Below are 13,407 nucleotides of genomic sequence, written 5' to 3'. Positions count from 1 at the left end.
CTGACATCCACTCACAGAACCACACTGCGGAGACATCATGAATTCCCACATCCAAGAGTCCAGCCGGAACCGGCAGCTCACCGTCGACGAACTGCGCGAGGCCGTAGCAAGCGGCGAGATCGATACTGTCATTGTCGCCATCACCGATGCGCTGGGTCGCCTCCAAGGCAAGCGCTGCGGCGCACGTTCCTTCCTTGAAGACGTTCTGGATCACGGCGCGGAGGGCTGTAACTACCTGCTCGCCGTGGATGTTGAAATGCAAACCGTGGACGGCTACGCGATGTCGTCTTGGGAGACCGGCTACGGGGACATGGTGATGCTGCCGGACGTTTCAACACTCCGGAAGGTTCCTTGGCTCGAAGGCACAGCCATCGTGCAGTGCGATGTCCTCTGGACAGACCGGACGCCGGTGGCAGCATCACCACGGCAGATCCTGAAAGCGCAGATCGAACGGCTCGAAAAGCTGGGCTACCGGGCCCACGTTGGCACCGAGCTTGAGTTCCTGATGTTCGATGACTCATACAACCAGGCCTGGCAGAAGAACTACACGGGCCTTGCGCCGTCGACGCAATACAACGTGGACTACTCGCTCCTTGCCACAGCCCGCTTGGAACCAGTGATCCGCTCCATCCGCAACAACATGGAAGCCGCGGGTCTGGTGGTCGAGTCTTCCAAGGGCGAATGCAATCTCGGCCAGCAGGAAATCACGTTCCGCTTCGATGAAGCCCTCGCGGCCTGCGATAAGCACACGTTCTACAAGAACGGCGCCAAGGAAATCGCCGACCAGCACGGCAAGAGCATCACGTTCATGTCCAAGTTCAACGAGCGTGAAGGCAACTCCTGCCACATCCACTTCAGCCTCACCGACATGGACGGCAACCCGGTACTGGCGGGCGACGGCGAACACGGCTTCAGTCCCCTGATGGAACGCTTCGTTGCGGGTCAACTCGCGGCGCTGCGCGAACTCGCCTACTTCCTGGCGCCCAACATCAATTCCTACAAGAGATTCGTGGAAGGCAGCTTCGCCCCGACGGCGATCGCCTGGGGCCTGGACAACCGCAGCTGCGCGCTCCGCGTCGTGGGTCACGGCCGCGGCCTCCGCACCGAGAACCGCGTGGGCGGCGGCGACGTGAACCCCTACCTCGCCGTGGCTGCAATGATCGCCGCAGTCATCCATGGCATCGAGAACGATCTCCAGTTGCCGGCAATCACCAAGGGCAACGCTTACGAATCCGATGCGGAACGGCTGCCCACTACGTTGCGGGACGCGCGGGACCTCCTGGCCGAGAGCAGCATTGCCCGCAAGGCTTTCGGCGACGACGTGGTGGACCACTACGTCCACGCCGCCAACGTTGAGCTCACCGCTTACGACAGCGCCATCACAGATTGGGAGCGGGTCCGTGGCTTCGAACGTCTCTGAAACTTACGGGCAACCGTACAAGCCCAGGATCGCGCTCACCAGTTACCTTCAGGAGGCCTCCTGGGGAGTGTGGAATACGACGGCGGCAATCCTCCCCGGAACGTACGTGCAGGCAGTGGTCGCAGCCGGAGCAACACCAATCCTGCTCCCTCCGCTGGGCACCGACGAATCCGTGCTGGACCTGGTGGACGGCTTGATCGTGGTGGGAGGTCCCGACGTCGATCCTTCCCTCTACGGCGAGCCGCCGCACCCAGCCACCAAGCCGCAGCCGCTGCGGGACGCGCACGATTCCGCCCTGATCCGTGCCGCACTTGAGCGCGAACTCCCGCTGTTCGCGATCTGCCGCGGAGCGCAGCTCCTCAACGTCGTACTGGGCGGGACCTTGATCCAGCACATCCCCGACGTCATTCCAGACAGCAAGAGCCAGCCGGCACCTGGGGTTTACGGAGAAGCATCCTTCACAACTACCCCGGGCAGCCTCATCCACCACCTGCTGGGCGGCTCCGCCACCTCCCCGTGTTACCACCACCAGGCCCTGGACTCGGTGCCGGACACCCTGCGTGTGACTGCCCGCTCCGCCGATGGCCTGGTCCAGGCCGTTGAAACCACCGAGGGCGGCTGGGTTCTGGGTGTTCAGTTCCATCCGGAACAGAACCCCAACGATCTCCGGCTGTTCCGCGGGTTCGTGGAAGCTGCCGCCGGCTACCGCTCAGACCAGACCGCAACCATGAAAGCGATGTCCCCCGCATGACAGCAACAGTGTTTGATGTGATCAATCCGGCCACCGAGGAGGTCATCCAGACTGTTCCCCTGGCTGGCCAGGCAGAAACGGACGCAGCCATTGCCAAGGCAGCCGCCGCCTACGAGACGTGGCGGGCAGTTGCCCCCGCTGACCGGGCGCTGCTGCTGCGACGGTTCGCTGCCGCCGTCGACAATGACCTGGAGAACCTCGCGCAACTTGAGGTGCGAAACGCGGGCCACACCATTGGCAACGCGCGATGGGAAGCGGGCAACGTCCGCGACGTCCTCAATTACTACTCGGCTGCTCCGGAACGTCATTTCGGCCGCCAAATTCCTGTGGCTGGCGGGGTCAACGTGACCTTCCATGAGCCGCTGGGCGTTGTTGGCATCATTGTTCCGTGGAACTTCCCGATGCCCATTGCAGGGTGGGGTTTCGCCCCCGCGTTGGCCGCAGGCAACACTGTTGTGCTCAAGCCGGCGGAGGTCACGCCGCTGACCGCCATCCGCCTTGGCGAGCTGGCGCTCGAAGCGGGCATTCCCGACGGCGTCTTCCAGGTAATTCCTGGCAAGGGTTCCGTGGTGGGCCAGCGGTTCGTCACCCATCCGGCGGTCCGCAAGGTGGTGTTCACTGGCTCCACAGGCGTTGGAAAGCAGATCATGGCCGGCTGCGCGGACCAGGTGAAGCGCGTGACGCTTGAGCTGGGCGGCAAGAGCGCCAACATCATCTTCGACGACGCCGACCTTGAGATGGCTGCGGCCGCCGCTCCCGGTGGCGCTTTCGACAACGCCGGGCAGGACTGCTGCGCACGTTCCAGGATCCTTGTGCAGCGCAGCGTCTATGAGCGCTTCCTCGAGCTGCTGGAACCAGAGGTCCTCGGCATGCGTGTCGGAGACCCCGCAGATCCGGCCACCACAATGGGTCCGCTGATTTCGGCCCAGCAGCTGGGCACGGTTTCCGCTTTCGTGCCCGACGGCGCCCCGGTCGCCTTCCAGGGGAAGGCGCCGGAAGGGCCGGGCTTCTGGTTCCCACCCACGGTGCTCACACCGGATGTGAAGGCGCCGTCGTTCACGGACGAGATCTTTGGGCCGGTTGTTGCCGTGGTGCCGTTCGACGACGAAGCCGACGCCATTCGAATAGCCAACAACACCGAGTACGGCTTGTCCGGCTCGATCTGGACGTCCAAGGTGGACCGCGCATTGCGCGTAGCCCGGGGCGTCGAGTCCGGCAATCTTTCCGTGAATTCGCACTCGTCCGTCCGATACTCCACGCCTTTTGGTGGCTTCAAGCAGTCCGGCCTTGGCCGCGAGCTTGGCCCCGACGCGCTGGATGCCTTCAGCGAAGTCAAGAACGTCTTTATTTCCACCCAGTCCGCCTGAACTTTTTCCACTTTTCCAAGGAGAGCACCAATGCAATCAGTAGTTTCGAACCGTCTCGCAGGCCGCAGCGCAGTCATCACCGGCGGTGCCAGTGGCATCGGTCTGGCCACAGCACGCCGGATGACCGCTGAGGGCGCCAACGTCGTCATCGCCGACATCGAACCGACCTCCGGAATCGCCGCTGCCAACGAAGTGGGCGGCCTGTTCGTCAAGGTGGACGTCACCAGCGAAGAAGAGGTCCGCAACCTCTACGCCCAGACTAAAGACACCTACGGCAGCGTGGATATCGCCTTCAATAACGCCGGTATCTCCCCCGCCGACGACGCTTCCATCCTCGAAACCGGAATCGACGCCTGGCGCAGGGTGCAGGAGGTCAACCTGACCTCCGTCTACTACTGCTGCAAGTACGCCATCCCGTACATGCAGGAGCAGGGCAAAGGCTCCATCATCAACACGGCGTCGTTCGTGGCTGTCATGGGGGCGGCAACATCCCAGATTTCGTACAGCGCCTCCAAGGGTGGCGTGCTGTCCATGAGCCGCGAACTCGGCGTCGAATTCGCCCGTCAGGGCATCCGCATCAATGCCCTCTGCCCCGGCCCGGTGAACACTCCCCTGCTGAAGGAACTCTTCGCCAAGGACCCCGAGAAGGCAGCCCGGCGGTTGGTGCACGTGCCCCTGGGTCGCTTCGCGGAGCCGGAGGAGCTGGCCGCGGCTGTCGCGTTCCTCGCCAGCGACGACGCTTCCTTCATCACAGCCTCCACGTTCCTGGTGGACGGCGGGATCTCGGGAGCTTACGTCACTCCCCTTTCGTAGGCTTTCCCAGGAACCCCGACGGCGGGTGCGGACTTCACGTGAAGTCCGCACCCGCCGTCGGACTTTAACGTTCTCTCACATCCCAACCATCCCCACCCGATGCTCGCTCACATCCCAACCATCCTGACCGGATGCTCGCTCACATCCCAGCCGTCCTGACGCGATGCCCGCTCCCCAAAAAGACTATTGACGCTCCGATAGGTACCGATATATCGTTAACTATCGCCGATATTCCTTCGGCGAACCACTAACCGAAAGGATGATGCTGTTATGAAAGGCATCCACAATCACGACGAAAGCTCGTTCCCGGAACACGGTTCCGGACTTCCCGAACACGGCCATGGACGCGGCCGCTTCAATCGCGGCAAAGGGCGCCGGGGTCCCCAAGGACACGGCGGACCCGGCCGCGGGCCAGGCTTCGGCCCGGGATTCGGTCCTGGCGGATTTGGTCCCGGCGGATTCGGCCCCGGCGGGTTCGGCCCCGGCGGATTCGGTCCCCGCGGGTTCGGGCCGGGCGGTCCCCGTCGTAACCGAGGCGACGTCCGCGCTGCAATTCTTTCCCTGCTCGCCGAGGCTCCTTCCAACGGCTATGGACTGATCAAGACCATCGCCGAGAAGACCTCCGGAGCCTGGCGTCCCAGCCCCGGGTCCGTCTACCCCACGCTGCAGCAGCTGGTTGATGAAGAGCTCATCACAGCCGTGGGCGAGGGGCGCAGGACGGAATTCACTTTGACGGACGATGGCCGGGCCTACGTTGCAGAGCATGAAGAAGAACTCGCCAACGCCTGGAACACCGAGGCTGACGGAAACATGCAGGAGTTCCACCAAAGCATCGGGAAACTGATGGGCGTCGTCCACCAGTTCCGCGCCGCGGCAACCGACGAACAGCGCAGGGCGGCGATCGAAAAGCTCGATGAAACCCGCCGTGCGCTCTACCTGATCCTGGCCGACTGATTCCTCCAATCCACCCCCTTGACCTTGACGTAACGTCAACCATTACTGTCAAAGGACAAGCCAGGAACGCGAAGGTCGGACGGAGGACACATGGACTGGTCGATCCAGGAAATTGCCAAAATGGCAGGGACCACCAGCCGCACGCTGCGTCATTACGACGATATTGGGCTGCTCAAGCCAAGCCGGACCGGTCATAACGGCTACCGCTATTACGACGGTCCGGCCTTGGTGCAGCTCCAGCGGATCCTCCTGCTCCGGGAACTTGGACTGGGCTTGCCTGCGATTGCCGACGTGCTGGCCCGGGAGACCGACACCGTCAAGGCGTTGAGCGGCCATCTGGAATGGCTTGGGCAAGAGCAGGACCGCCTGTCGCGGCAAATCGCGTCGGTGCGGCAAACCATTGACACATTGAAAGGGGATGGAAAGTACATGGCACAGGACATGTTTGACGGCTTCGACCACACTCAATACAAGGACGAGGTAGAGGAACGCTGGGGCAAGGACGCTTACGCCACCAGTGACGCTTGGTGGCGCGGCATGAGCGCCGAAGAAAAGCAGCAATGGAAGGACCGCTCCCGCCAACTGGGTAGTGACTGGATCTCCGCTGCCACATCCGGCATCGCGCCGGATAGCGCTGAAGCACAAGAACTGGCAAGGCGCCACGTGGAATGGCTCCGCGGAATCCCAGGCACACCGTCCGCCACACCCGGTGGAGACGTGAAAGGCTACGTCACAGGCCTCGGTGAAATGTACGTTGCTGATCCTCGATTTGCCGCGAACTATGGCGGCGAGCCGGGAGCCACGTTCGTTCGCGATGCCCTGCGGGTTTACGCGGAGGAAAACCTGTAGGCAGCCAGGATGCGCCGATTCGGGTTTGGCAATAGTCTGGCCGAATGGGTACAAGCACCGTAAAGTCCAGCGAACAGGTTGACAGGCAGACACGTATTCTCGAAGCGGCCCTGGAACTCCTGTCCCGCCACGGCATTTCGGGCATCAATATGCGAGCCGTGGCGCGTGAAGCAGGCGTGGCGCTTGGGCTCGTGAACTACTACTACGAGGACAAGTCGAGCCTGATCCGCGCGGTTCTGCACCGGATCGAAGAGCACGACCTCATGCTCGTGGAGCCGGAGCCGGCATCAACCCCTGAGGAGCAACTCCGGGAGTCACTTCGGCGCGTTGCGGACCCTGATCTCCTGACTACGCCGTACCTGTCCCTCCGCCTCCACCTCTGGGCCCTCGCCCAGGCTGACGAGGACTTTGCACGGATCAACGCGGCGGCTTTTGACCGGTATCTGGTCGGGCTTGCCACACTCATAGGGAACGCCAGACCCGGGCTTTCTGCTGATGAGTGCAGGGAGCGCGCGGCAGACATCGTCGTCGTGCAAAACGGCATGTGGCTCACCACGCTCCTAGGCATAGACAAGGCTGCTATCGAGCGAGGTATTGCCCGCACGGAGCAGATCGCTTTCGCCCCTTCGCGGGGTAACGACGGTTGAACACAGGCTCAGGGGATTCTGCGGCGACGGTCGCGGCCTCCTAGGCAAGCGTCCGCATAATGGGACGTTTTTGCTCGAATAATGGACACGTCCTTTAGCCTGCACTGTATGGACGATAGCCGGACAACCCAAGAGGACCTTCCGCCCTTTGTTGATGCCGCATGGCTCAAGGCACACCGAACCAACGTTGTCACCGCTGATGTTCGGTGGTACCTCGACGGCACGTCGGGTCGTGCAGCGTACGACGGCGGCCACCTTCCAGGCGCGCTGTTCGTGGACCTGGATTCATGGCTGTCGGGCAGTTCGGGACCACGCGGCCTGAACCCTCTTCCCGACCCTGAAGTGTTCGCGCAGGGAATGTCTTCCTTGGGAATCGGCGACTCCACGACCGTCGTCGCCTATGACGATGCGGGAGGAGTCATCGCAGCACGGCTCGTATGGATGCTACGCGCCCTCGGGCATCGGGCGGCGCTGCTCGACGGCGGGATTGCCGCGTGGACAGAAGCGCTGGAGACGACGCCCGCCAAGCCGACGCCCGCGACTTTCACGCCGTCACCGTGGCCGAAGGAGCATCTCGCCCGGCTTGAGGACATTAAGGCAGGGGCTGCCGGGATCATCGTCGACGCTCGAAACGCCGACCGCTTCGACGGAAGCCTCCAACTGCCCACCGATCCCCAAGCCGGACACATCCCCGGCGCCGTGAACGTCCCATGCCGCGAGAACCTCGGTCCTGACGGACGCCTGCGCCCGATCCTTGAGGTCCGACGAGCGTTTGCGAAGGTTGGGATCGAAGATGCGACTGCCGTTATCTCCTACTGTGGATCAGGCGTCACGGCATGCCACAACCTTCTCACCCTCGAGCATGCAGGACTCGGCCGCGGCCGCCTCTACCCAGGTGGATGGTCAGAGTACGGAGCCGAGGCTCGCCGAGCCGAGCTTGGCTGACAGACGCCGTACACGGAAATCGCTCGTGGTTTGCGTAGCATGGGGGCTCAACGACTATTGGGGGTAGTAATGAATTTGGGTCCAGCCTTCGGAATTATGGGCATCCTGTACGCGGTCTTCATGATCGCGGTGGCCGCCCTGGCCGTGTACGCCCTGGTCTTGGCCGTCATCTTCCTACGGCTGAGAATCGCTGAGTTGAAGAAGGCAGCACGGGCCGGGGACAGCTGATTCCGCTGCGCGCTTTCGGCTTAACGTGCGCCGGAGAGCCAAGAATCGAATACTGCGAATAGCTTCCGGACCACGACGGCGCCCCTCCGGCAACGGTAGGGGCGCCGTTGTTGTGTCCGCCCCGGAATGGCAGTAGCTGTACGTGGTCATCGCCCCAAGACGCAGCCCGAAATCTTGAACATTTGTTCATACTGACTCTTGAACAGATGTTCAAGATGAACTAATCTGCATCGTATGACCCAAGCCACATTCTCCGATTCCGCATCCACTCTTTTCATCAACGGCGCGTGGGAGCCGGCCGCGTCCGGCGCGGTGCGCCAGATCCACAACCCGGCCGACGGCGAACTGGTCGCCACGGTCTCCGAGGCTGGCCGCGAAGATGCTGAGCGCGCCATCTCGGCAGCCCGTGCAGCCTTTGACTCCGGCGTCTGGTCCTCTGTTCCGGCGCCCGATCGCGGTGCATTTCTGCTGAAGGTCGCCGCGGAACTGCGCGAACGCCGGGAGAAGTTCGCCCGCGCTGAATCGCTGGACACGGGCAAGCGGATCATCGAAAGCCGTATCGACATCGATGACATCGCTGCCTGCTTCGAATATTTCGGAAGGCTCGCCGGGCAGTCGGCAGGCCGCATAGTCGATGCTGGGGACAACGCCGTCGTCAGCAAAATCGTCTACGAGCCCGTTGGTGTCTGCGGCTTGATCACGCCGTGGAACTACCCGCTGCTGCAGGCTGCATGGAAGATCGCTCCCGCGTTGGCCGCTGGCTGCACCTTCGTCCTCAAACCCGCCGAGCTGACTCCTTCCACGGCAATCCTTGCCATGCAGTTGCTTAAGGACCTTGGCCTGCCCGACGGCGTCGCCAACCTCCTGACAGGCCCCGGTTCCAAAGCGGGCGCACCCCTTTCAGAACACCCCGACATTGACCTGGTCTCCTTTACCGGCGGCCTGGAAACCGGCAAACGCATCGCAGCGGCGGCCGCCGGAACCGTCAAGAAGGTCGCCCTGGAGCTTGGCGGCAAGAACCCCAATGTCGTATTTGCCGACGCTGACTTCGACGCCGCCGTCGACAATGCGTTGAACGGCGCGTTTGTGCACTCGGGCCAGGTCTGCTCTGCGGGGGCGCGGTTGGTTGTGGAGGAATCCATCGCCGAGCGCTTCGTCGACGAGCTGGTCCGCAGGGCAAAGGACATCCGCCTCGGCGGCCCCTTCGACGATGACGCCGAAACCGGACCACTCATCTCTGCAGAGCACCGCGACAAGGTCCACGAGTACGTCCAGCGCGGCATTGAAGAAGGCGCGCGACTGCGGACCGGCGGTGCCGCGCCTGAAGGGGAGAAGTACGACGCCGGTTTCTACTACCAGCCGACCATCCTGGACCGCGTCCAACGAGGAATGTCGGTTGTGGTTGACGAAGCCTTCGGCCCGGTAGTGACCGTGGAGACCTTCCGCACCGAAGACGAAGCCGTAGCCACCGCGAACGACACCATTTACGGACTGGCCGGCGCCGTCTGGACCCAGGACGCCGGCAAGGCGCAGCGGGTAGCAGGCCGTCTGCGGCACGGCACCGTTTGGATCAACGACTACCACCCTTACCTTCCGCAGGCTGAATGGGGCGGCTTCGGCCAGTCCGGCGTCGGCCGCGAGCTCGGTCCCACCGGCCTCGCTGAATACCAGGAAGCAAAGCACATCTACCAGAACACCAACCCGCAGGTAACCGGCTGGTTCGCTGACCGCAGCAAGGAGAAATAGATGCACACCGAGAACATCGAGAACCTCAAGGACCAGGGGTTCGACTACGTCGTCATTGGCGGCGGCTCGGCCGGGGCCGCTGTAGCCGCACGCCTGAGCGAGGATCCTTCCGTTTCCGTGGCACTTGTTGAAGCCGGTCCGGATGACCGCGGCCTCCCCGAGATTCTGCAGCTTGACCGCTGGATGGAACTGCTGGAGTCGGGATATGACTGGGACTACCCGGTGGAACCGCAGGAGAACGGCAACTCCTTCATGCGCCACGCCCGCGCCAAGGTCATGGGCGGCTGCTCCAGCCACAACTCCTGCATCGCTTTCTGGGCGCCCCGCGAAGACCTGGACGAGTGGGAGTCAAAGTACGGGGCCACCGGCTGGAACGCTGCGGCCGCCTGGCCGTTGTACCAGCGGCTGGAAACCAATGAGGATGCGGGCCCGGACGCTCCCCACCATGGCGACTCGGGGCCCGTGCACCTGATGAACGTTCCCCCGGCGGATCCCACCGGCGTCGCGCTCCTTGATGCCTGCGAGCAGGCCGGCATCCCCCGCGCTAAGTTCAATGACGGCAGCACTGTGATCAACGGGGCAAATTTCTTCCAGATCAACCGCCGTGCGGACGGGACGCGTTCCTCCAGCTCCGTCTCCTACATCCACCCCATCATCGAACGTGAAAACTTCACGCTGCTGACCGGCCTGCGGGCGCGCCAACTGGTGTTCGACGCGGACAAGCGCTGCACCGGCGTCGACGTCGTTGACTCGGCTTTCGGCCGGACCCACCGGCTCACAGCGCATCGCGAGGTGATCCTCTCAACCGGAGCCATCGACTCGCCCAAGCTCCTCATGCTGTCCGGCATCGGCCCGGCCGCGCATCTGGCCGCACACGGCATCGACGTGGTGGTCGATTCCCCCGGCGTCGGCGAGCACCTCCAGGACCACCCGGAAGGCGTGGTGCAGTTCGAGGCCAAGCAGCCCATGGTGCAGACCTCCACCCAGTGGTGGGAGATTGGCATCTTCACCCCCACTGAAGAGGGCTTGGATCGTCCGGACCTGATGATGCATTACGGCTCTGTCCCGTTCGACATGAACACCCTTCGGCACGGCTACCCCACCACGGAAAATGGCTTCAGCCTCACCCCGAACGTCACCCACGCCCGTTCCCGCGGAACCGTCCGGCTGCGCAGCCGGGACTTCCGCGACAAGCCGATGGTAGACCCCCGTTACTTCACGGATCCGGAGGGCCACGACATGCGGGTCATGGTTGCCGGCATCCGCAAGGCACGGGAAATCGCTGCGCAGCCTGCCATGGCCGAGTGGGCCGGCCGGGAGCTCTCCCCTGGTATCGAGGCACAGACGGACGAGGAACTGCAGGATTACATCCGCAAAACGCACAACACGGTGTACCACCCGGTCGGTACTGTCCGGATGGGTCCCGTGGACGATGACATGTCACCGCTGGATCCCGAGTTGCGGGTCAAGGGCGTTACCGGCCTTCGCGTTGCCGACGCCTCCGTCATGCCGGAACACGTCACTGTCAACCCCAACATCACCGTCATGATGATTGGTGAGCGGTGCGCGGACCTCATCAAGGCCAGCCGGACGGTTGAATCAACGACGGCGGAGGCGGACTTCAGCTTGACCCCCGCCTGAGGCGCGATTGCCAGTGAAAGCACCGGTGGAGGGTGCGTTCAGCGCCCCCACCGGCGTTTTCCATGCCCACGTTTCAGCGCCCGCGAGCACTTACGCCTTGAATGGGCGCCCGCATTATCTTGAACATTTGTTCATAGACAAGTCTTGAACGCCTGTTCAATCTGAACTAACCTCTTCTTATGACCCACGCCACACCTATACGGTCGCGGCTTGGCGGGCAGGCCTGGACTTCGACCACCTCGAAGGCCCAGCCAGCCCCGTTACAACCATGGGGGAACAGCCGGAGGCACATAGTGGTGCCCGGCCTATTGATTTCGACTGCGACCAATGGCGGCCGCAGGTCATCACCATTCGGTGCACGTCTGAGTTAGGAGTTCGAATGTCAGAACCCAGCAAATTAGGACCCTGCAAGAGCGATGCAAGCGGCATGGACGAGTTTGGCTATGCGCAAACCCTTGACCGCAGCATCGGTAAGTTCGCCAGCTTCGCCGCCGGCGTCAGCTACATCTCCATCCTCACCGGCGTTTTTCAACTCTTTTACTTCGGCTTTTCCACGGCTGGGCCTGCCTATGCGTGGTCATGGCCCATCGTCTTCGTCGGCCAGCTGATGGTGGCACTGTGCTTTGCGGAACTGGCCGGCCGCTACCCGGTGGCTGGATCTGTCTACAACTGGGCCAAACGGCTCTCAAGCGGAACATGGGCCTGGCTGGCGGGCTGGTTGCTCCTGCTTTCCTCGATCATGGCGCTGGGATCAGTTGCCTTGGCCCTTCAAATTACCCTGCCGCAGATCTGGAGCGGCTTCCAGCTCGTGGGCGATGGAACCGGGCCTTACGACTTCGCCGTCAACGGCGTCATCCTTGCCAGCATCATGATCGGCATTTCCACACTCATCAACGCTTTCGGTGTGAAACTCATGACCATGATCAACAGCGTGGGCGTATTCGTGGAGCTGGTTGCGGCCGTCCTGCTGATAGCGGCGCTGATTTGGCATTCAGTGCGCGGACCGGAAGTCCTCCTGGATACGGCCGGATTCGGCGAAGAACATCCCCTGGGCTTCTTCGGGGTGTTCATGATTGCCGCCATGGCCTCCGGCTACGTCATGTACGGGTTCGACACCGCCAGCTCCCTGGGCGAGGAAACCAAGGACCCCAAGCGCACGGCTCCCAAGGCTATCCTGCGTGCCGTTACGGCGTCCTTCCTCTTGGGAGGCCTGCTCCTCCTTGGCGGGATCCTGGCTGCGCCCGACCTGTCCGATCCCAAGCTGGGAGCTGCAGACGGCGGACTCCAGTACATCGTTCTTTCGGTGCTGGGAGGCCCCTTCGGCAAGGCCTTCCTGGTTTGCATCGTGGTGGCCGTAGTGGTCTGCACGCTGGCCGTGCATGCAGCAGCTATCCGCATGATGTTCGCCATGGCCAGGGACAACAACCTTCCCTTCAGCCGCCAGCTCAGCAAAGTGCACCCCACCCGGAAAACCCCCACAGTGGCCGCCATCGTCATCGGTGCAGTGGCAGTGATCCCGCTGATCGTCAACATCTCCCAGCCGGCCATCTTCACCATTCTTTCCAGCATCAGCATCGTCCTGATCTACCTCTCCTACCTGCTGGTCACCGTTCCGATGCTGCGGCGCCGGTTCCTTAAGAAGTGGCCCCTGAAGGACGACGGATCAGAACCGGGATTCAGCCTAGGCAAATGGGGCCTGCCCGTGAACATCCTGGCAGTGCTCTGGGGCGGCGCGATGACGGTGAACCTGATCTGGCCACGGCCGGAGATCTACAACTCAGTACCGCCCTTCGAGTGGTACCTGCAGTGGGGCGGCGTCATGTTCGTTGCTGCGGTGATCATCGGCGGAACGCTCCTTTACCGCCTCCGTATCAGGCACCGGACAGGGGTTTTGGCCGAGCACGCCGCTGCGGCCCCCTCTCCCGAACCAGCCTCCGCGCAGCCAAACTCCGCCGAGCCAAATTCCCCCGAACCTGTCCAGGTCCTAACCCAAAGTTGATAGCAGTCTGACACTGAGGGCATCTCTTCGCTTGCGTTCCAGGAGCG

The 13,407-nt window shown here is 62.9% G+C and carries 12 protein-coding genes; all 12 read left to right on the top strand.

Annotated features, from left to right (window positions below; all coding sequences use genetic code 11):
* Nucleotides 1-37 precede the first annotated feature (37 nt).
* The 12 genes from J2Y41_RS14765 to J2Y41_RS14710 all read left to right on the top strand — a co-directional run bounded on the left by J2Y41_RS14765 (nucleotide 38) and on the right by J2Y41_RS14710 (nucleotide 13,360).
* Nucleotides 38-1,420 carry a glutamine synthetase family protein gene (locus J2Y41_RS14765; RefSeq protein WP_309929563.1) on the top strand — a complete coding sequence of 461 codons (1,383 nt, stop codon included), beginning with the start codon at nucleotides 38-40 and terminating at the stop codon, nucleotides 1,418-1,420.
* Nucleotides 1,401-2,171 (top strand): gamma-glutamyl-gamma-aminobutyrate hydrolase family protein, encoded by a 771-nt coding sequence (locus J2Y41_RS14760; RefSeq protein WP_309929561.1) that lies wholly within the window; start codon nucleotides 1,401-1,403, stop codon nucleotides 2,169-2,171. The genes J2Y41_RS14765 and J2Y41_RS14760 overlap by 20 nt, the downstream gene beginning before the upstream one ends.
* A complete protein-coding gene (locus tag J2Y41_RS14755; protein ID WP_309929559.1) occupies nucleotides 2,168-3,538 on the top strand; it encodes an aldehyde dehydrogenase family protein in 1,371 nt (456 codons plus the stop codon). The genes J2Y41_RS14760 and J2Y41_RS14755 overlap by 4 nt, the downstream gene beginning before the upstream one ends.
* A gap of 30 nt (nucleotides 3,539-3,568) precedes the next feature.
* Complete coding sequence (locus J2Y41_RS14750; RefSeq protein ID WP_309929557.1) at nucleotides 3,569-4,351, top strand: 3-oxoacyl-ACP reductase; 783 nt, start codon at nucleotides 3,569-3,571, stop codon at nucleotides 4,349-4,351.
* A gap of 270 nt (nucleotides 4,352-4,621) precedes the next feature.
* Nucleotides 4,622-5,305, top strand: coding sequence for a PadR family transcriptional regulator (locus J2Y41_RS14745; protein ID WP_224095085.1), 684 nt, complete (start codon nucleotides 4,622-4,624; stop codon nucleotides 5,303-5,305).
* A 90-nt stretch (nucleotides 5,306-5,395) separates the two neighbouring features.
* A complete protein-coding gene (locus J2Y41_RS14740; RefSeq protein WP_224095084.1) occupies nucleotides 5,396-6,154 on the top strand; it encodes a MerR family transcriptional regulator in 759 nt (252 codons plus the stop codon).
* Between the two features lie 44 nt (nucleotides 6,155-6,198).
* The gene (locus J2Y41_RS14735) at nucleotides 6,199-6,801 is read left to right on the top strand and encodes a TetR/AcrR family transcriptional regulator (protein WP_224095083.1); all 603 of its coding nucleotides are present in this window, start codon (nucleotides 6,199-6,201) and stop codon (nucleotides 6,799-6,801) included.
* 108 nt (nucleotides 6,802-6,909) lie between these two features.
* The gene (locus J2Y41_RS14730; RefSeq protein WP_309929552.1) at nucleotides 6,910-7,746 is read left to right on the top strand and encodes a sulfurtransferase; all 837 of its coding nucleotides are present in this window, start codon (nucleotides 6,910-6,912) and stop codon (nucleotides 7,744-7,746) included.
* 69 nt (nucleotides 7,747-7,815) lie between these two features.
* On the top strand, nucleotides 7,816-7,974 hold the full coding sequence (locus J2Y41_RS14725; protein WP_309929550.1) for a hypothetical protein: 159 nt from the start codon (nucleotides 7,816-7,818) through the stop codon (nucleotides 7,972-7,974).
* A gap of 234 nt (nucleotides 7,975-8,208) precedes the next feature.
* Nucleotides 8,209-9,720 (top strand): aldehyde dehydrogenase family protein, encoded by a 1,512-nt coding sequence (locus J2Y41_RS14720; protein WP_309929547.1) that lies wholly within the window; start codon nucleotides 8,209-8,211, stop codon nucleotides 9,718-9,720.
* Nucleotides 9,721-11,361 (top strand): GMC family oxidoreductase, encoded by a 1,641-nt coding sequence (locus tag J2Y41_RS14715; protein ID WP_224166205.1) that lies wholly within the window; start codon nucleotides 9,721-9,723, stop codon nucleotides 11,359-11,361. It begins immediately after the preceding gene.
* A 379-nt stretch (nucleotides 11,362-11,740) separates the two neighbouring features.
* Complete coding sequence (locus J2Y41_RS14710) at nucleotides 11,741-13,360, top strand: APC family permease (protein ID WP_309929543.1); 1,620 nt, start codon at nucleotides 11,741-11,743, stop codon at nucleotides 13,358-13,360.
* The last annotated feature ends 47 nt before the right edge of the window (nucleotides 13,361-13,407 follow it).

It is taken from the genome of Arthrobacter sp. 1088, assembly GCF_031455315.1.
Taxonomy (GTDB): Bacteria; Actinomycetota; Actinomycetes; order Actinomycetales; family Micrococcaceae; genus Arthrobacter.
This window is presented reverse-complemented; position numbering and strand designations above follow the sequence as displayed.